This is a genomic window from Myxococcus sp. CA040A (assembly GCF_013336725.1).
GTDB classification, from domain to species: Bacteria; Myxococcota; Myxococcia; order Myxococcales; family Myxococcaceae; genus Myxococcus; species Myxococcus llanfairpwllgwyngyllgogerychwyrndrobwllllantysiliogogogochensis.
Genome location: NZ_JABUMR010000008.1, coordinates 588,906 through 604,793, shown reverse-complemented (window position 1 = coordinate 604,793; position 15,888 = coordinate 588,906). Strand labels below are relative to the sequence as shown.

Sequence of the window (15,888 nt, the reverse complement as noted above, 5' to 3'; positions counted from 1 at the left end):
CAGGGCAGCCCCCCGAGCCTGAGCGGGCTGCCCTGCCTCAAATGGCTAGTTCTCTCCTCCCCCACCACAACTTGGCAAGCAGCGTGCGGGGGAGAAGCAGCACTCCAGCCCTGCTGGGCAGCTGACAGTCTTTCCGCAGATGGCGGGCGCGTGATAGCCCTGCTCGACTTCATCGAGCTGAGCGTCTGACTCGTTCTCGATGCCTTCGTCGACGGGTCCACCACACCCAAACAACAGGCCAAGCGCCAACAGGCCACCAGTCGTGAGCAGCTTCATGGTCCCCTCCGTTGCAGTGGTAATGCGGTGGCAGACGCTAGCACTCAGCGTGCTGGCTGGGAATGTGGGGGCCCGGTGGCGCTCGACGGGGGTAGCCCGTCTGGCCCGCTCCTGAGCCCCGGGGCGGGCCGCCCAGTCTTGCGGTTCAGGTGTGCGGGGTATATTTCGTAAGCCCAGCTGCCTTCGCTGCGCCGAGGTAACGGCGGAAGCTGGCTTCGACGTCCCTGCGAGATGCGTCGTGAGCAGCATCAACGTCATTCTCGTTGCTGCTCACAAGCCGCTTGGCCTCCCTCTGATTCTTCTTTTCCTGGTCAATTCGCTCGAAGACATCCCATGCGGCAAGCAGGTCCTGTCGCGCTTGCCGCAGCGCGGGCTGCGGGTCTGGAGTAAGCATCGCCTCTGTTGCGCGTTGAAATTCTTTCGTCATCGTGCCCCCGTTGAGGTGAGGGGACAGGAGAGCGCACGCGGCGTGGCTGTGTCCACGCGAGGCTAGTCCGACCCGGGGCGCCTAGAATTCCCCGCCAGGATTTGTACCGGCTCGCGGTTTTTGTACCGGCCACGAGGATTTGTACTGGTGCCCAGAGCGGATTCGCGGGCCGGTTTGTTTACCGGCGCGCCCGGACCGATGTGCGGATCCCCATATCGGCCTACGCCACGCCCGCGACTCCGGTGGCCATGAGTCCGACGAGCTTCGGGCCACTGAGCTTGCGCAGCTTCGCCGCGGGGACGAGGGCGCACGCCTGGACGAAGGCTGCGTGGCGGAGCCCTGCCGGCACAGGCGCGTCCCACTCGAGCTTTCCGTACTCGGCGGTGATGCTCCTCGCGAGCGCGTAGAGCCCGTCGGCGAACGGTGCCTCACCGCTGACTCGCAGGGCGGCACAGAGTTCGTGGATGGCGCCAACCAGCACGCGCGGGTCCCCGAGGCAGACGTCAAGGGGCTCGTCGTACTGGCGCGGTGGGTGGAAGTGGAACGTCATAGGCACCGCGGCCTTGGGAGCCTTCTGTCTGGTGCTCATCGCGGGAGGCTCCTGGCTACGGCTGGGTGGACTCGGGGAGGAGGGGCAGTTGGGCCGCCGGCTGTGGCGCCGCTGGCAGGAGTCGCGCCGCACTCTCACATGGCGCTTCCCGGCCGTACCGGGCCGCTGCCCATTGCACGCCTGCTGAGGTGAAGCGCGCGTGAGTGAACGCGTGCCCATTCTTCTCCCCGAGCTTGACGACGAAGTAGCCCTTGTCCTGGTACTTGGCGAACGGCACCAGGTGCCTCCCCTCGTAGTACAGCACCCTGTCCCGGAGGAGATCGCGGACTAGGTCGTTCTGCCGCCGGTTGATGCCCTTCGCGACGCGGCGGACGCCGGCCGAGCCCTTCGCCTTGACGAAGCGCTCCAGGAACTCCATGGCCGGCCGCTGCTCCTCGATGACACGGCCTTGGGCTTCGAGCTGCTGGGCCTGCTGGGTGGCCACCTCGGAGAGCCGGAGCTTCTCCTTCTCGGCTACGACGAGCGCTTCGAGCGCATCGATGTAGCCAGAGGGGAGCGCTGGAGTCGCGGGGACGAGGCGCCCGTCGAGATAGTCCTCGAGTACCTTGTAGACCTTGAACTCGAACGGTGCCGAAATCCACGCGGCATACCGGAGGGCGACCGTTCGACAAGCATAGGTCCCTCGGTTCGGCCCGCCGTTGACCGCTTCGACGGGGGCAGTCTGCAAATTTGCAGACTGGACCTCTTCGATGAGGGCGCGGACCCCATCGTTCCGCAGGAAGTACGCCGGCTGGTGCCGGTCCTCGAGTCCTGCTGCCCGGTGCAGGTCGTTGAGGCTGTAGCGTCCGTGGGTGTCCTGTCGGACAACCACGGCGCCAATCGTGAGGGTCGGGGAGCGGGGGCAGTGGTTCACCAAGCGGACCTCCGGGGGAAAGGCACTTCACTCCGCCGGCTGCCCCCGTCGGAGTGAAGCGGCGCCGTGCGACGAGTCGCGGGCGTCTTATGGGGAAGAGGCGATGGGCAGCACCTCTTGCGGGAAGTCATACTCGCCAGGTCTGACATGGCAAGGGTCTGGGGCTCGAAAAGCGCAGGAGCCGGATTCACATCCACCAGCGTGTGAAAAAGGGGGGGCGCAACTCTCTTGGGCGCTCCCTCGTAAATAGAACTCAGGCGACACGCAGCGAACTCAGACGGACCGTGGCGACACTCCACGGACTCTGGCGGAGAGCAGCGGCCAGGAGGCGTCAGGGGTTGCCAGGAGCAGCCACCCCGCTACGTGAAGATCTACACGTAGCCACCACAACTCTTCACGGTCGGCGCGGCGGCGTGCCGCGTCCTACACCGGCCGCACCCAGCGCCATGCCCCGTGCTGGGCGATGTACACCCACTTCACCAGCGCCAGCTCATGCCCGTACCGCTGGCGGCGCAGGTGGCCGCGCACGGAAGTCTCCGACGGGATGAGCCCAGTGGCATGGGCGGCCGCTGGCACAGCTCCGGCCGCATCCCCGAGCGCACCGTCCAGGTAGACGTTGCTGACGGCGAGCCCCGCGGGGTTGTCACGCTGGCGCCCGGACTCCACGCGCAGGGGCGTCCCCTCCGCCTCGACGAGCAGCGCGTAGACGACGGAGAACCGCGCGGCTGCCCTCGCCCAGTCCTGCCACGGGCCGACGTTGCCGGGCTCTACGAGGTGTGAGTGGCTCTGCTTCGTGCCCTCGTCCAGCTCGCCGCCCGTCCAGGTGGGGCGCCACGTCGCAACGCGTGAGCCGCCCTCCAACGTGAGGCCCACCAGGAACGTCACCCCGTCGAGCTCGTACCCGCCGAGCGCGAAGGTGTCGCCGAACAGCGCCTCTCCAGCTTCGGGCCGGCGGACCTCGAGGAGCCACGGGGCCCGGAGCAGCCGCGGGCGCTCGTCGGGCACGGAATGGAGGTCCGTCTCGGCGATATGCCGTGCGGCTGCCGGGCGCACCTGGTGCACCGGCAGGGGCTTGGGCGACGCAACGCCCAAGGCGGCCATGTTGACCAGCTCATGGGCGCTCTCAACGACGTCCAGCCCCCAGGACTCAACGGCGGCCAGGGCGGCTGCGTCGCGGAGCGGCATGGAAGGCGCGAGGCCGAGACGAGCGTGGGCCGCCCGGGCCTTCGCCACGAGGGCGGAGAGGTGGAGATAGGATTTCGGCGTGGTGCTCATCGGCGCCTCCGAGCGAGGCCCAGCCATGCGGCCACGGCCTCTGGTGTCGTGCTCCACTCGCCTCGTTGGCCCGGCATGGCCTGCGCCTGCGTAAACGGCCAGTCCGCACCAACCAGCGCTGCCATGACGCGCTGAGCGGTCCGCTCGCTCACGTCGAGCAGGGCGGCCACCTCTAGCGTCGTCATCGGCCGCACCAGGAGGGACTGGAGGATTGCGCCTCCGAAGCCCTCCCTGGGTACTGCTTCACCTTCCGGCATCACTGCTCCTGGTGTGGTGGCTCGAAGATCACCTGCCGCGAGCGGGCGGCGTCAAGGATGGTGGAGTCCCGGGATTCGCTGCCGGACGCGCCGAAGGTAGGGGCATGAGTCGTCTGGCAGCCCAGCGCTCACGGCTCGAGCCTGTCCCCGCGAAACCTCGCGCTGATCGCGAACGCGCGCCACCGTCGCATGGCCGCGATGTTGCGCAGCTCCCACGCCGCCGGCGGACTCTTCGACCAGTCGCGCAGGGGCGGGAGGGCTAGATGGGCCGCAGCGTAGACCCGCTGGAATTCGGACACGACGGCGTTGTCTATGGCTCCGGCTTCGAGGGAAGGCGGCTCTAGGTTCCGGCGTCTCCGCTCCAGCGTGGCGCCGGCGGCATAGGTCTGGAGGAACTTGGCAGTATCGGCCAGGGCCGGGTCTACGTGCGGAGGCGGGGTCTTGTCGTCGCTCATGCTCTCCACTCCATCGCCCGAAGGCGTCACGGCGAGTGCTCAACGCCTCTCGGCATCACTGCTGAACGGGAAGACGCCAACCGCGCGGAAATCCCTCGCGGTGGCGTGTCGACTTCTCAGTCCAGTGAGAGGACTACTCGCGCCAGTCGCCGGCAGGTAGACCGGCAGCCTTCCGCGTCGCGGCAATTTCGGACTCGATGACGCGCGCGCGGTCGAAGTCCCTACGCTCCCGCGCGGCGCTGAAGTCCTCCAACAGCCCGCCCAGCTTGGCGTCGAGGTGCTGCGCCGCGATGGCCACGGCGTTGATTTCCTCGTGGTGGCGGCGCACGGCCGCCTTGACGGTAGCGGCCTCCGCGTCCGTCAGACCGATGATGCGCGCGGGAGGGTAGCCCGCAGCGTGGGTGAGCCCGTCCCGGTGCGAAGCGGCGGGGAGCGGCCACCCTACCGTGTTGCCCACGGCGAGCTGCTTGCCGTCGAGGTAGGCGACCGGCACAACGGTGCCCGTGCGGTCTTCGACTGTGACGCGGAATGGCGTCCCGTCCTTCGCCGTCCGCTCCAGCACCGTCTCAAGCACTCGGTCCATGACAACCCCCCGTGGCGGCGCCGCGTGATGCAGCGTCGATGATGGGAGAGTAGCCACCTCCTTAATGGGCGTCAATAGATGACGACCATTATTCCTCTCACCCCTGGGTGGTATGGCGTCAGGGCTCCAGCCCCAGCTTGCGGTTGCTTCGCGTGCGCGCCACAGGTGTCGCCGCGAGAGACAGGGGAGACAGCCTGCCGTTGGCGGCTCGCCGGTAGAGGCGCGGCGTCGGGTCCAGACAGTCAAACCCGTGGGCGAGACAGGCGAGGACACCGTGGAGCGGGCGGCGTACGAGGTCGCCTACGTCGGGAGTGAGAGGCAATCCACATCCTGGGCAGCGGAGCAGTGTCGTCATGTCCATAGAGACTCCTGGCGCGCTGATTGTTACCTCGCCGCCTCGCGCCAGCGCTCCTCCGGCGGCCAACGTGTTCGAGCAGCGGGGGACGCCGGCACGAGTCGGCCGTTGCGGCCGGGCCGGTAGAGGCGCTCCCCGCCGTCGTGCGGTCGATGGCTGGCCCTGTTGCGGCACGTGAGCAGGTCGGGCCCCTGCACTGCGGCCAGCTCGTAGGGCTGCAGGACCTCGCCACAGCCTGGGCATCGGAGCGTTGTCTTGGCGTCCATGCACTGGAGGACGCCAATCCCGGAGAAATCCCTCGCGGCCTACGCGCTCGCGGGCGGCACGCGGGGCGGGGTGGCCGCGTCCTCACTGGCCCGGACGAGGTAGCCGATGAGCATCAGCGAGGCTACCCGGTCGAGCACCGCCTCTTTGACGTCCTCGGGAAGCATGGGCGCCAGCTCCGTGAGGATGCTGCTCGTGTACTCCTCGAACACGGCAGGCAGCGCGGCGCCCGCGAGGCGCTCTACGAGGGCATCAGCAGCCCACTCAGGCATGGCTTGGAAACGGGCCAGGAACTCGTCGGCGTGGTGAACGCGCTCGGCGTCGGTCATGGCCCGGAGGCTACATGAGTCCGTCAGCGACGCAGCCCGGGGAAGAGGGGGCCGGATCCAAACTCGGGCATGGTGGCCAGGCGCTGGATGGCCACCGTCAGCAGCCCGAGTGCCTGAAGGCGCGACAGCCCGCCGACGTCATCCCACGCGGTGAGCCCCAGTCCCTGGGGCGGAGGGGACATGTTGCGCCGGGCCGCCGCACAGGCGTCCGTCCACGCGCGGTGTAGCAGCGCCTCGGAGGGTAACGGCCCGTGCGGGAAGGGGTTGTCCAGGCGTGCCGGCGGCGCGTCGTAGCGGACGTCGTCGAGGAGCTTGTCCATCTCCGCGCTCACCTTGGCCGCCAGTGTTTCGGTGCTGTTGGACAAGATGCGCCGGGAGCGCGCGACGAAGCGCAAGGCGGACGAGAGGTCCGGGTCTCCAGCGGCGACACGAGCGAGGACCATCTCCAGCGCCTTGGTGAGGGTGTGCCGCAGCATCATGGGCGGTCCCTCCACCGCAGGTCGCCCAGGCGACCGTACCCGTGCCTCTCGCACGCCCACGTGAAGAGTTGCTGGAGAGCTGCGAAGAGGTCAGCGGGCGCGGGGAACCGCCGCTTGCCCCGCTCCAGCTCGCCGAGCACCGTCGCGTTGACGCCCCAGCCGGTGGCCACGTCGCGCAGGGACAGTCCCAACTCGACACGGCAAGCGCGGAACACCTGACCGTGCCTCTCGCGCTCGGCGCGCGCCCGTGCGGCGCGGAGCTCGGCGGCGTGCCCCTTGCCCGCGGGTGGCATGGGCGGACACCTCTCCAGGAGCAGCCGGTACCGCCAGCATGAAGGTGTTTGGCTCATGGGTGGGCGTCCTCCGGGTGGGCATGGGCTGGAGTGCCTGCGGATGCGTACCAGCAGCTTCCTTGCCCATCCCCGCGAAGGGTGACGGGCACCTGGTGGACGAGCGGAGCGACAGCGGTGCCGGCCACGCACGTCACCCGGTAGAGCAGCGTCCGGCCCGCGGCGTCCTGACCGGCCGCGCCAATCAGCTCCCTCATGTCGTGCTGCTTCCCGTCCGCGAGCAGCGCGCGGACACGGGCGACGGCCTCCTTGAGGCTGCTGGGCCCAGTGCTGGGGGGCAGCGAAGGCGGGGGCGTGGCGGGCTTCGGTTCCGGTTGCGACCTGTCGATTGAGCGCACAGGCCGGGGTGGCGGCTCGCCGAAGAGCCCCAACTGCTCGACGACGCCCATGGGGGCCACGGGACTGTCGTCGGCTCGCAGCTCCTGGCGGGGAGGTGGAGTCGCGGGGGCGGAGGGCATGGGGGCCTCCGTAGGCTCCGGCTGCCAAACGGGGAGGGCGGCGGGCACGGTGTACAGCTCCGGGCGCCAGACGCCGTCCCGGGCCAGACGCACGCGCTCGCGCAGCTCAGGCACAAGCTCGCGGTCCACGCGCGAGAGGCGCGGAGCTGGCGCAGCCGTCAGCGGCTCGAACATCATCACATCCTCGAGCCACCATGCGACGGTGCCCCGGCACGGAGCGCCCCGGTGCCACCACCACGGGTCGGAGGTGCACCGGGAGTCGTTGCCTACGGTGGAGACTTCCGCCAGGCGCGCCATCGCCACGTACGCGCCAGCGGGTAGGACGTCTCCGGCAGGCGCCTCCAGGTCGTGCGCCTTGCGCAGCCACGCCACCCCGGCAGTGTCGTAGTCGCGGGTGGCGTAGATTGCGAGCCAGCACCCCAACACCTCCGGAGGCGGGTGGAGGGGGTGACGTCGCTCGGGCACGCCTTGGCGCGCGGGCTCCACGTCGTGGACGAAGACGCTCCACATCCCGTGGTGCGTGAGGGCCCACGTCCATGGGCGCGCGAGGGGAAGGTGGAACACCTCGGTGCCGGCGTGCGTGTAGCGGTAGGCTCCGGCCAATGGGATGGCATTCATGGTCGGAAGTTCCCCAGGCACTCACGGCCCGGTGCGTGGCTTGGATGCCAAGTCGCGAGTGCCCCACCGATGTGGCATTCGGCGACGCCCAATACGGTGCGCATTAACTTGGTGCTCCCATGAAGTGCCAAATGCCCCATGACCCGCTCGGAACGAAAAATTTCCCCAACACCTTGCGTGTCGTTTTGGCTGCGTTACCTGGAAGGGACGCGGCCACTCTACGAGTCCATTCGTGGCCTAATACGAGGTGTGGCCATCTATGCGTGCGCTGACTCCACAGGAGTTGTGGTTGCAGTGGGTGCGGTCTGAATTGACGCGCCTTCGGGCAGGACAACGGGTGACAGCTCCGTGGGGACTGCCTCATCCTCGTCATGCGGGCTTCGAGATTCCTCCATTGGCAGAGCCGGATGGGCAGGTCGAAGACTGGGTCCTGTCGCTCAATGACGGGAGCCGGATCCATCTTCACAAGCAGCCAGATGGGCAGTTCATCGCGCATCGAGATGTCACAGACCCCAAGGGCGGTTTGCTTCCGGCACTTTGGCATTGGATGACCGAGTCCAAATCTGGGAAGGCTTTCTTGGTGATTGGGGCCATCGCCCTGGTCGCCAGCACTGTCAAACGGGCGAAGTAGAAGGCTGAAAGCCTTGATGGTGTGTCGCCATGAGGAGGCGCGGGCGGCCTGTGCAGCACCGCCCGCGCTTGAGTCGGAGGAGACGTCAGTCTGCCTTCGAGGCGCGGGCCGCAATCTCTTTGGCCGCCGCCTCACAGGCTCCGAGAGCGGCCGGGCCTGCCTTGCCCGGAGCGTCGCAGGCCGAAGAGCACACCGACGCGTCGCCGTGCACGGACAACCGGTCGAGGCAGGCGTCGCATGAGTCGACCGCCGCGGTGAACTCCGTGCGGAGCGCGCCGCACTTCGCTCCGGCTGCCGTCGAGCACTCGCTCACCAGCAGCCCCAACAGCACCACCAGGGTCGCCCTCACAGCGCGCACTCCACGCCCTGGCACTCTCGGCGGAGGAAGAGGCGCGGGTTCAGAATCGGCACGGACGTGCTGCCGGCCTGGAGTGCTGTCCCCGCGCGGGCTGGGAGTGACTGCACCGCGTCCTCGATTGCGCCCACCAAGCTCCCCAGCGCGTGCAGGAGCTCTTCATCGCGCACTAATTCGGAGCGGGAGGGACGAGACTTCGCCAGCTCCTCCATGTACCGCCGGCCGAGATTCGGACCCCTGGTGCCGCCGTTGTCGTCCTTGGGGTCCTGACATTCCTCGTCAGCGCGTTTCTGCGCGCGCTTGGCTGCGCCGGCCACCCATGCTGGGTCCTGGCGCCCCTGCGCGGAGGCGCGGGCGCGGAGCACGTCCCTCGTCTCCAGTGCGAGTTCCGCGAGCTTCGTCCAGAGGATGCAACGTGCCCCCTGAACGTCGAGAGGTTTCCCGACGCGCTTCTCCACGTCCTCGTTCGCGGCCAGGAGTTGGGTGTATCGAATCGCGCCCTGCCTCCACTCCCGATAGAAAATCTGGCTCTCGCGGGGGATGCCGAGGGTTTCCGCGTTGGATGTCGCCAACGAACCGATGTTGAGCGTGCCTGCCTGCGCAATAGAGGAGAGCGCGAGCAGGAGAACAGCGAGGAACCTCTTCATAGGGACAACTCCTGGGACTGCGAGCCGGGCCGAGTCCGCGGGCCGGAGTCGAACCGGACCGTCCTGGTGTCTTCGCGTGGTGCCGTCGCGGTGAAGGAATGGGGGAAAGATGCGGCGCCGGGCGGGGAGGGGGGAACCCCGCCCGGCTACCGCTGGCGCGCTGCTCGCACGCCGTGAAAGGCCGCCCGGCCCAATGCCGGACGGGTGTGAAGACGAGCGAGATGATCGGCCCAGGGCGAGTCCGGTGAGGGTCTGCGTACTGGTTCACGCTCGTCTTCACGAAGAGGCCCCGCCCAACGGACGCGGGGGCGCGCGGAGTCCCGGGCCGAGGACTCGACGCGCGCGTGGCTCAGTCGTCCTGGCCGGGCTCGCGCGGCGCCCGCGTGCTGTCGCGGAAGGCGAACTCGGCTTCGAGCACCTGGAGGTTCTCGCGCATGGCCTTGGCCCAGCGTGCGCGGGGCTGCTCCATCAGCTTCTCGTTGGCGAGGTTGATGGTGTCGGTCAGCTCCTCGTCCGACAGCTCGCCGACGAGCGTTCCCTTGCACGGGCCGAAGGCCACGACGGCGGCTGAGTTCCTGGGCATAGGCGGAGCGGCCTGGGACGCTGGCTTCGGCGTCGCAGGAGCAGAGGGCTGCCGGGACTCCGCGTGCTCCTTCGCCTTCGCGTCTAAGCCTGCCGATGCCACCTCCGCAGCTTCCCGTGTCGCTGTCTTCTCCGGGAGAAGAGCGGGGCCGCTCGCGTGTCGCGTGGGCTGCTCAACCACGACGTTGGCGGTAGGGAGCGGCTCCTCGGCCGTGGCGAAATCATCCGCCGGCAGCTCCTCGCGCACGTACAGGCTGCCGAAGGCCTCGGGATACGCCTTGCGCAGCGCCGCCACGCGGGCGCACTTCTCAATCATCGTCATGGGAATCTTGGCCCACAGCGGCGTCTGCTGGACGTAGCCGCTGAAGTCCAGCCACACGACGACGGGCAGCTTTCCGTCGCGCACCACTCGGGCCCAGGCCCCTACCAGCGAGCCCTTGCGCTTGGCCGGATTGAAGCGGTGGACCACCTCACCTTGCCCCTGGTCCAGGGTGATGTCGTCCTCGGCGAACACGGCACTCGCCTGGATGCCCTTGAAGTCCGGGAAGCGCTCGGCCCGGGCGAGCATGCCGGCCTCGGAGGGCTGGAACTCGTGCTTGTTCACCCAGTTGGGGCGCTCGCGGTTACCGATGTTCTGCCGGCGAGCAACGCAGAAGGCTTCTTTGAGGAGCGGGTCCAGCCCGCTGCGCTTGCACTGCTCCATGAAGAGGACAAACTCGTCCTCGCTGATGCCGCGAGGGCAGATGGTCCGCCTCACCAGCGCCCGACGCTCCTCTGCCCACCCGCCCGTGCTCGTCTCTCCGCTCCCGTCCGCCATGGTGCCGCTCCTTCACTCGTAGCTCTCGCCAGCGTCCTGCTCGGCGCGGCGAATCAGTTCGCGCTCTTCAGCGGTGACGTCGTCCACCGCGTCTGTCCATTCGAGGCCCCGCCAGCGATGCGGGCCTTCGTGCATGTCCTCGCGCTCGCAGAGAACCCAGGTCCTGTCCGGGTGCTCCGCGAAGGCGTGACAGAGATGACGACTTGATAGGTTCAATCACGTCAGACTACTTACTGGGTCTGACGTTCAGCCCTGCTCGGCGTTGATGCGTGCGACGCCGTTCTTCCAGTGCGCGGTGCGCGCCCACCACAGCTCGATGCCCAGAACGGCGTACAGCGCGTTCGACGCCGACGACAAATCGTTGAGGGACTTCCGGCACGCCGTCACCGTGCGCTGCAACTCGCGCCACCGGTTCAGCGTGGTGGGCGTCTCGTCGGGCTTGAGCAGCGCGAGCTTGTCCTCCGCGAGGCGCAGTTCCTCCTGTACTGCGGCCTGTCGCTCCGGCAACACGTCGGCTTCGTCCACGCACGCGCGAATCGTGTCCACCTCGCCAGCACGCCACCACGCCTCGAGCGCGCGGAGCCGGGCGCAGAGGTCTTTGAGTTCTCCGAAGGCGCAGCTCATGGCCTGCACTCCTGGTTCCGGGCTGCTTCGCGCTCGTCGCTGACGGCGGTGATGGCCGCGAGGACGCGCTCTCGACCTCGCCGATGTGCCTCTTTGTTGAGCACCGCGACCTCCGCTGAGCTCTCCGGGTACCGAGCGACAGCCGAGCACATGGCGCGGACCAACTCCGCGTCACCCAGCGCCGTAGCGGCGATGTGCTCGATGTCCCCTGGCTCCGGAGGGGAGGTTTCGCCGTTGCGCCGGTAGAGCGCTAGCCGTTCGCCCAGCCACTCAGGCACCGGCCCGGTTCGTGGCGTCACCGCGTGCTGGCTCACCAGCGTCATGCCCAGCTCGGCCCAGCGCTCCTGTGCCGCGAGCAGCGTCGGGAACTCGCCGCATCCTGGGTCGAGAACCCTGGCACCAGTCCAGAGCGCCCAGTGTCTGGTCTCGTCCTCGTGGCGCAGGAAGAGGATGGCGGGCGTCGCCGACAGCGGAGCCCGGCCGGCGCCGGCATGGTCCATTTCCAGGCCATGCGCCTGGAGCACCAACCAGATGCCGCTGTCCCCGGCTCGCCCCCAGCGGCCCATCTCCTCGCAGACCTGGGCCACCGAGCGCGCCGTGAGCATCGCGACGCAGGTCTGTCCGCACGTGCGGTTCGTGGGCTGCGCCTGCCAGGAGAGGGCCTTCATGGGGCCACCGTGCGTGCCAGCGGGTAGCGCTTCCGCCAGACCCGGCGCCACGACGGGTAGCCCAGGCGCCAGGCGAAGCCGATGGCACCCACCCAGCCGAACGCGAAGGCGAGCAGCGCCAGGTCCATCCAGGGGCCACGCGCGCGGAGCTGGGTGGCGCGCGGCGAGCACTCCACCTTCACCGGCTTGTGCCCCTCCGCCTCGGCCTGCTCGCGCTCGCGGGTGGCGATGCTGTCCAGTTCGGCGCCGTCGACCGCGCGAATCAGTGCCACCGCGAGCACCACCACCGTCGTCAGCGCGGCGAACTCGGGCGAGGCCCCCAGCGTGGCGAGAAGGCCGCTGGCTGGAGAAGAGGGCGTGCCCAGCGTCTCGTGGTGCTGGGCCCAGACCGCGCCCAGGAGCGCGGACACGTAGACGGCCCGCTCGACGTGCCACGTCTTGAGCCGGGGGGCGCGCCTGAGCGCATCCGCCACCTCCGACACCGCGCGCTGCGCCCACGGCCCCGGGTCCTCCCTGTCCTCGACAACACGACAAAGCTCCGCCAGCAGCGTCGACATGACGCCCTCCATTACGACGGTGGTGGGTGGAATGCCGGGATGCGCTCCCTGCAGGCGGCCCCGGAGGGCGTGTTGCGCTAGTCCTGAGCCCCGACCCACAGCCACGCCTGGACGAACGCTCCCTCGTCGCTGATGGACACGGGCGCGGTGCTCGGGATTTCGATGACGCCCGCCTCCTCGAACTCATCCTTGGCGCGCGCTCGGTAGTCTTCCGCCTGCGCCTCTTCGGTCGCCGCCTCAATCTGGAGGCCCGCGACGTGCTGCAACTGCTCGTAGAACCCCTCGGGCCAGGACAGGGGCTCTCCGTGGTGTGCCACGGACTTGATCAGCCGCCGAAGCGCCTCGTCGGGGCGATTGGGGGGCCGGCGCGGCTTTTTGAACAGCCGGCCCATCTCCTTCTGAATCTGCTCCTCCGTCATTGACTGCTTCGCCTCGGTCATCGCTGCCCCCGCTGTTGACGCTGCCTCTACCGCGACGTCCTCGCTGGCCACCCAGCTCGCGCCCGCCCAGCACCGCTCTCCCTCCCGGGAGCCCCATCCGTCCGTCGATGATGGCAATAGTGACGGCGTTTTTGACGGCAGTCAATGGTCTTGATTGCCGTCGATAATGACGGCACCGTTGCTGCTGGACGACCACTGATGTAGGAGGATGAGTGCTGACCGCCATGAGAGAGGACCAGGCCGTGCTGGACGACAAACGAGCAGTGCCGATGTCCAAGACGACGTACCGGTTGCCGCAGCCACTCGTGCTCCAGACCGCCGCCATCGCCGAGGCGACGGGGAACAGCCAGAACGAGGTGGCCCACGAGTGGTTCAAGGTCATGAATGCGCAGTGGCTCGCGAACGCGACACCGGACCAGCGCCGGCGATACGAGGAGGCGCTCAAGCGAGGACAGGCGGCGGCACAGCAAGAGGATGAGCCCGAGGCGCCCCCGGCGAAGAAGCCAGCCAAGAAGGGCGGCAAGCCATGAGCGGCCCCTACCACCTGGGGCCGCGTCTGCGTGGGGTGGCAGCTCGCCTCGTCGGGCGCATCCATCTGACTCGCAACAGGGGGCTCGGGCACCCGGCGCTGCTGGTACGCACGGAGCACGATGGGGCCTGTCAGGTGCTCGTCACCGCCTATCCTGGTGAGGTTGTCGCCGAGCACCGCGCCGGCAGGGTAGGGCAGGTCCCTGCCGTGCTCGGCATGGCCGCTAGCGCCTACGCGGCCGCGCTCGAGGACGAGCAAGCCCGAGAGCACCTCGCCTCCCGCCAGCGCATCGACTCGCGCCTGGTGGTGTCCATCACGGTGCTACCGGCGCGCCCCAGCACCATTTCCCGTTGGCTGCCGCATGCAGTCGCCGCGGCGGCCCTCGCATTGCTGGCGTGGCCGTCGGTCGTCGGTCACGCACTGCCTCCACCAGTCGTTGTTGTAGACGTCCCTGCTGTCCGGACGGACCCAGTTTGGGCCAACACGCTGGCGTGGGGCGAGAAGCCAATCGTCGTGGAGCGTCGGGTCATCCCGGACGCTCCAATGAAAGGGCAAGCTCTGCCGCCGTGCTGGGATGATGCTGGCGTCGTCGTGAAGGGCGGATGCTGGTACAAACTCGACTTGAAACCGCCGTGCCCCAAGACGACCGCCGAGCACAGCGGCGGTTGCTACAAGGCGATGCCCGACGAGCGCGGCGGGCCGCCGCCCGTGCCGCCAAACCCCTCAATGCGGGGACGGCGATGAAGTGGCAGAACTGGAGGGAGCACCTCGGTCTCCCGCTTTTTATTGGCACGCTTGTCGCCATCCCTTTCGCAATCCACGTTGTCCGCACAGGGTGGGAGACGTGGACGAAGCCACCGCTCGATCTCTGCCTCGGCGGGCGCACTCCATGGGCATTCACCAAGCAGGATCGGCGCCTGCTGAATTGGGCCCGGGAGACGTACGAGAAGGCGAGAGAGGAGATGCGTGCGCGCCATGCAGCCGAGGCGGGCATGGTGAGTGTCGCGAAAACGAACGGTGACGCCACGGAGGCCGACCTCGTCCGCCTTCAGGGGTATCAGCAGATGGAGTCCACCGAGACGTACGCGCGGCAGCAGGCATACCTGGAGAAATTGTGCCACGACGCCGCGGCGAGGGTTTCGCAATGACACTCCGGGGCGCCCGCCACCGCCGCCAAGCGCAACAGAGTGCGGTCCCGATGACAGCCGCGCGGCGTGACGTCCGCAGTTGCTGCCGAGTTGCGCAGCGTGTGGCATGTGACTGCGCCCACGCGACGGAGTGCGACGAGCACGGTGAGCGTCACGCCGCGCACGCCGACGAACGGTAGCGTAGGTCCGGACTTGACAGAGCCAGCGCGGCGGGCTCATCTTGTCCATGACGTACCCTCTTCGGAAGTCACGGTCAGCCGGAGAGCAAGACGACAACCTCAAGAGCGAAATACGGCCGCTTCGGCGCGTCCGTCACTCGCTCCGGCGCCGGATGATGCTCTGACCGTCATCGTCCGCGCGCCGTCTTTCTGGGTGTCGCGTGCTCGTCCACCTCAACCAGTCCTGTGCAATGACACTGGATGTTTCAGTGTCTCAAGTTGCATCCAGGGTCCATGGTTTCGGACTGCCGCGCCACACAATCGCAGACAGCCCGCAAGTCCTGCGGGACGCCGAATACTCGGACTCCCCGAGTGCGAAGCCTGACGTCAAGCGATTTGAGCCGGCTCGTTTGCTTGTGGGCCCAGTGGCTGCTAGTAGTTTTGTAGGTGGTTGCTGCGAGGCGTCCGCGTCTGTGTTTCAGGCGCGTGTGTCGAGGGTGAGCGGTGGGCAACCACGGTCAAGGACAGGCGGCCCCCTGTCTCAATGGTTGGCACAAACCCTGCTGATGCATTCGGCAGCGAGTCTCGTGGGGGAGTCTCAATGGGTCAGGACGTAAGTACAACTGCAGTCGCTACCGACGACACTGGTGAGTCTCCCCTGTCGTGGTGGTATGCACCAGATTTTGGTGCAATGCTGCGCTCCATGAGCAAGAGCTACTACCCCGTGGAGCAGGACCGCGATAGTGGTCGGGTGCCGCTGACCATTCGCTTGCAGCCCGACCGCCACGAAGATGTCGAGTTGCTGGTTCGGCTGTGGACTGAGCTTGACGCCTCCCTGGGAACGAAGCGCGCGAAGAAGTGGAAGCCGTCTTTGGTCGTCGAGCGGCTCATCGACGTGGGTGTCGATGGGTTCTGGCAGCAGGTGGGAGGACGCCCTGAGACTCAGGAAGGACGAGAGGAATTCATCCGGCGCGCGGTCGCCCGGCTGAAGAAGCAAACGCGAGCGCGCTGATGTGCGTCGCCAGGAGTGCTCAGCAAGAGTGTCTGCGTTCTGTTTTACTGAACGAGTGTTCAATGTCGGCGGAGGGCACATGACGCACGCGAAAACCTGCCCGCTGACTGCCGGGGGGGAAGCCAGAGGGG

The 15,888-nt window shown here is 68.0% G+C and carries 23 protein-coding genes; 4 read left to right on the top strand and 19 right to left on the bottom strand.

Going from position 1 to position 15,888, the window contains the following annotated elements:
- Nucleotides 1–45: 45 nt before the first annotated feature.
- The 19 genes from HUA75_RS35275 to HUA75_RS35185 form a co-directional block, all read right to left on the bottom strand.
- The gene (locus HUA75_RS35275) at nt 46–276 is read right to left on the bottom strand and encodes a hypothetical protein (RefSeq protein WP_174488876.1); all 231 of its coding nucleotides are present in this window, start codon (nt 274–276) and stop codon (nt 46–48) included.
- Nucleotides 277–421: 145 nt separating this feature from the next.
- Nucleotides 422–703 carry a hypothetical protein gene (locus HUA75_RS35270; RefSeq protein ID WP_174488875.1) on the bottom strand — a complete coding sequence of 94 codons (282 nt, stop codon included), beginning with the start codon at nt 701–703 and terminating at the stop codon, nt 422–424.
- A gap of 220 nt (nt 704–923) precedes the next feature.
- Nucleotides 924–1,292 (bottom strand): hypothetical protein, encoded by a 369-nt coding sequence (locus HUA75_RS35265; protein ID WP_174488874.1) that lies wholly within the window; start codon nt 1,290–1,292, stop codon nt 924–926.
- 16 nt (nt 1,293–1,308) lie between these two features.
- Nucleotides 1,309–2,124 (bottom strand): KilA-N domain-containing protein, encoded by an 816-nt coding sequence (locus HUA75_RS35260; RefSeq protein WP_217446409.1) that lies wholly within the window; start codon nt 2,122–2,124, stop codon nt 1,309–1,311.
- Between the two features lie 465 nt (nt 2,125–2,589).
- The gene (locus HUA75_RS35255) at nt 2,590–3,441 is read right to left on the bottom strand and encodes a hypothetical protein (RefSeq protein ID WP_174488872.1); all 852 of its coding nucleotides are present in this window, start codon (nt 3,439–3,441) and stop codon (nt 2,590–2,592) included.
- Between the two features lie 385 nt (nt 3,442–3,826).
- Nucleotides 3,827–4,153, bottom strand: a complete 327-nt coding sequence (locus HUA75_RS35250; protein WP_174488871.1) for a hypothetical protein — start codon at nt 4,151–4,153, stop codon at nt 3,827–3,829.
- Between the two features lie 133 nt (nt 4,154–4,286).
- Nucleotides 4,287–4,736, bottom strand: a complete 450-nt coding sequence (locus HUA75_RS35245; protein ID WP_174488870.1) for a hypothetical protein — start codon at nt 4,734–4,736, stop codon at nt 4,287–4,289.
- Between the two features lie 118 nt (nt 4,737–4,854).
- Nucleotides 4,855–5,091 (bottom strand): hypothetical protein, encoded by a 237-nt coding sequence (locus HUA75_RS35240; RefSeq protein WP_174488869.1) that lies wholly within the window; start codon nt 5,089–5,091, stop codon nt 4,855–4,857.
- A gap of 305 nt (nt 5,092–5,396) precedes the next feature.
- Nucleotides 5,397–5,684, bottom strand: a complete 288-nt coding sequence (locus HUA75_RS35235; RefSeq protein WP_174488868.1) for a hypothetical protein — start codon at nt 5,682–5,684, stop codon at nt 5,397–5,399.
- Between the two features lie 23 nt (nt 5,685–5,707).
- Nucleotides 5,708–6,163: a hypothetical protein gene (locus HUA75_RS35230; protein WP_174488867.1), complete on the bottom strand. Its 456-nt coding sequence runs from the start codon at nt 6,161–6,163 to the stop codon at nt 5,708–5,710.
- Nucleotides 6,160–6,456 (bottom strand): helix-turn-helix transcriptional regulator, encoded by a 297-nt coding sequence (locus HUA75_RS35225; RefSeq protein ID WP_174488866.1) that lies wholly within the window; start codon nt 6,454–6,456, stop codon nt 6,160–6,162. Before HUA75_RS35225 ends, HUA75_RS35230 begins: the two co-directional genes overlap by 4 nt.
- Before the next feature lie 53 nt (nt 6,457–6,509).
- Complete coding sequence (locus HUA75_RS47195) at nt 6,510–7,589, bottom strand: hypothetical protein (RefSeq protein WP_254627913.1); 1,080 nt, start codon at nt 7,587–7,589, stop codon at nt 6,510–6,512.
- 976 nt (nt 7,590–8,565) lie between these two features.
- Nucleotides 8,566–9,222, bottom strand: a complete 657-nt coding sequence (locus tag HUA75_RS35215) for a hypothetical protein (RefSeq protein WP_174488865.1) — start codon at nt 9,220–9,222, stop codon at nt 8,566–8,568.
- A gap of 349 nt (nt 9,223–9,571) precedes the next feature.
- Nucleotides 9,572–10,621: a phage recombination protein Bet gene (gene bet / locus HUA75_RS35210; protein WP_174488864.1), complete on the bottom strand. Its 1,050-nt coding sequence runs from the start codon at nt 10,619–10,621 to the stop codon at nt 9,572–9,574.
- Between the two features lie 12 nt (nt 10,622–10,633).
- Nucleotides 10,634–10,837, bottom strand: a complete 204-nt coding sequence (locus HUA75_RS35205; RefSeq protein ID WP_174488863.1) for a hypothetical protein — start codon at nt 10,835–10,837, stop codon at nt 10,634–10,636.
- A 30-nt stretch (nt 10,838–10,867) separates the two neighbouring features.
- A complete protein-coding gene (locus HUA75_RS35200; protein WP_174488862.1) occupies nt 10,868–11,245 on the bottom strand; it encodes a hypothetical protein in 378 nt (125 codons plus the stop codon).
- Nucleotides 11,242–11,913, bottom strand: coding sequence for a hypothetical protein (locus tag HUA75_RS35195; RefSeq protein WP_174488861.1), 672 nt, complete (start codon nt 11,911–11,913; stop codon nt 11,242–11,244). The genes HUA75_RS35200 and HUA75_RS35195 overlap by 4 nt, the downstream gene beginning before the upstream one ends.
- On the bottom strand, nt 11,910–12,470 hold the full coding sequence (locus tag HUA75_RS35190) for a hypothetical protein (RefSeq protein WP_174488860.1): 561 nt from the start codon (nt 12,468–12,470) through the stop codon (nt 11,910–11,912). Before HUA75_RS35190 ends, HUA75_RS35195 begins: the two co-directional genes overlap by 4 nt.
- Before the next feature lie 77 nt (nt 12,471–12,547).
- Nucleotides 12,548–12,910: a hypothetical protein gene (locus HUA75_RS35185; protein WP_174488859.1), complete on the bottom strand. Its 363-nt coding sequence runs from the start codon at nt 12,908–12,910 to the stop codon at nt 12,548–12,550.
- A 212-nt stretch (nt 12,911–13,122) separates the two neighbouring features.
- On the opposite strand from HUA75_RS35185, the gene HUA75_RS35180 reads away from it, so the two are divergent.
- The 4 genes from HUA75_RS35180 to HUA75_RS35165 all read left to right on the top strand — a co-directional run bounded on the left by HUA75_RS35180 (nt 13,123) and on the right by HUA75_RS35165 (nt 15,757).
- Nucleotides 13,123–13,440 (top strand): hypothetical protein, encoded by a 318-nt coding sequence (locus tag HUA75_RS35180; RefSeq protein ID WP_174488858.1) that lies wholly within the window; start codon nt 13,123–13,125, stop codon nt 13,438–13,440.
- Nucleotides 13,437–14,183, top strand: a complete 747-nt coding sequence (locus HUA75_RS35175; protein ID WP_174488857.1) for a hypothetical protein — start codon at nt 13,437–13,439, stop codon at nt 14,181–14,183. The genes HUA75_RS35180 and HUA75_RS35175 overlap by 4 nt, the downstream gene beginning before the upstream one ends.
- The gene (locus tag HUA75_RS35170) at nt 14,180–14,587 is read left to right on the top strand and encodes a hypothetical protein (protein ID WP_174488856.1); all 408 of its coding nucleotides are present in this window, start codon (nt 14,180–14,182) and stop codon (nt 14,585–14,587) included. The genes HUA75_RS35175 and HUA75_RS35170 overlap by 4 nt, the downstream gene beginning before the upstream one ends.
- A gap of 861 nt (nt 14,588–15,448) precedes the next feature.
- Entirely contained in the window at nt 15,449–15,757 is a 309-nt protein-coding gene (locus HUA75_RS35165; protein WP_174488855.1) for a hypothetical protein, read from the top strand.
- The last annotated feature ends 131 nt before the right edge of the window (nt 15,758–15,888 follow it).

Bases quoted from the DNA above. Each gene is read 5' to 3' on its own strand.
- HUA75_RS35275 (WP_174488876.1), bottom strand. From the start codon at position 276: ATGAAGCTGCTCACGACTGGTGGCCTGTTGGCGCTTGGCCTGTTGTTT.
- HUA75_RS35270 (WP_174488875.1), bottom strand. From the start codon at position 703: ATGACGAAAGAATTTCAACGCGCAACAGAGGCGATGCTTACTCCAGAC.
- HUA75_RS35265 (WP_174488874.1), bottom strand. From the start codon at position 1,292: ATGAGCACCAGACAGAAGGCTCCCAAGGCCGCGGTGCCTATGACGTTC.
- HUA75_RS35255 (WP_174488872.1), bottom strand. From the start codon at position 3,441: ATGAGCACCACGCCGAAATCCTATCTCCACCTCTCCGCCCTCGTGGCG.
- HUA75_RS35250 (WP_174488871.1), bottom strand. From the start codon at position 4,153: ATGAGCGACGACAAGACCCCGCCTCCGCACGTAGACCCGGCCCTGGCC.
- HUA75_RS35245 (WP_174488870.1), bottom strand. From the start codon at position 4,736: ATGGACCGAGTGCTTGAGACGGTGCTGGAGCGGACGGCGAAGGACGGG.
- HUA75_RS35240 (WP_174488869.1), bottom strand. From the start codon at position 5,091: ATGACGACACTGCTCCGCTGCCCAGGATGTGGATTGCCTCTCACTCCC.
- HUA75_RS35235 (WP_174488868.1), bottom strand. From the start codon at position 5,684: ATGACCGACGCCGAGCGCGTTCACCACGCCGACGAGTTCCTGGCCCGT.
- HUA75_RS35230 (WP_174488867.1), bottom strand. From the start codon at position 6,163: ATGATGCTGCGGCACACCCTCACCAAGGCGCTGGAGATGGTCCTCGCT.
- HUA75_RS35225 (WP_174488866.1), bottom strand. From the start codon at position 6,456: ATGCCACCCGCGGGCAAGGGGCACGCCGCCGAGCTCCGCGCCGCACGG.
- HUA75_RS47195 (WP_254627913.1), bottom strand. From the start codon at position 7,589: ATGAATGCCATCCCATTGGCCGGAGCCTACCGCTACACGCACGCCGGC.
- HUA75_RS35215 (WP_174488865.1), bottom strand. From the start codon at position 9,222: ATGAAGAGGTTCCTCGCTGTTCTCCTGCTCGCGCTCTCCTCTATTGCG.
- bet (WP_174488864.1), bottom strand. From the start codon at position 10,621: ATGGCGGACGGGAGCGGAGAGACGAGCACGGGCGGGTGGGCAGAGGAG.
- HUA75_RS35200 (WP_174488862.1), bottom strand. From the start codon at position 11,245: ATGAGCTGCGCCTTCGGAGAACTCAAAGACCTCTGCGCCCGGCTCCGC.
- HUA75_RS35195 (WP_174488861.1), bottom strand. From the start codon at position 11,913: ATGAAGGCCCTCTCCTGGCAGGCGCAGCCCACGAACCGCACGTGCGGA.
- HUA75_RS35190 (WP_174488860.1), bottom strand. From the start codon at position 12,470: ATGTCGACGCTGCTGGCGGAGCTTTGTCGTGTTGTCGAGGACAGGGAG.
- HUA75_RS35185 (WP_174488859.1), bottom strand. From the start codon at position 12,910: ATGACCGAGGCGAAGCAGTCAATGACGGAGGAGCAGATTCAGAAGGAG.
- HUA75_RS35175 (WP_174488857.1), top strand. From the start codon at position 13,437: ATGAGCGGCCCCTACCACCTGGGGCCGCGTCTGCGTGGGGTGGCAGCT.
- HUA75_RS35170 (WP_174488856.1), top strand. From the start codon at position 14,180: ATGAAGTGGCAGAACTGGAGGGAGCACCTCGGTCTCCCGCTTTTTATT.
- HUA75_RS35165 (WP_174488855.1), top strand. From the start codon at position 15,449: ATGAGCAAGAGCTACTACCCCGTGGAGCAGGACCGCGATAGTGGTCGG.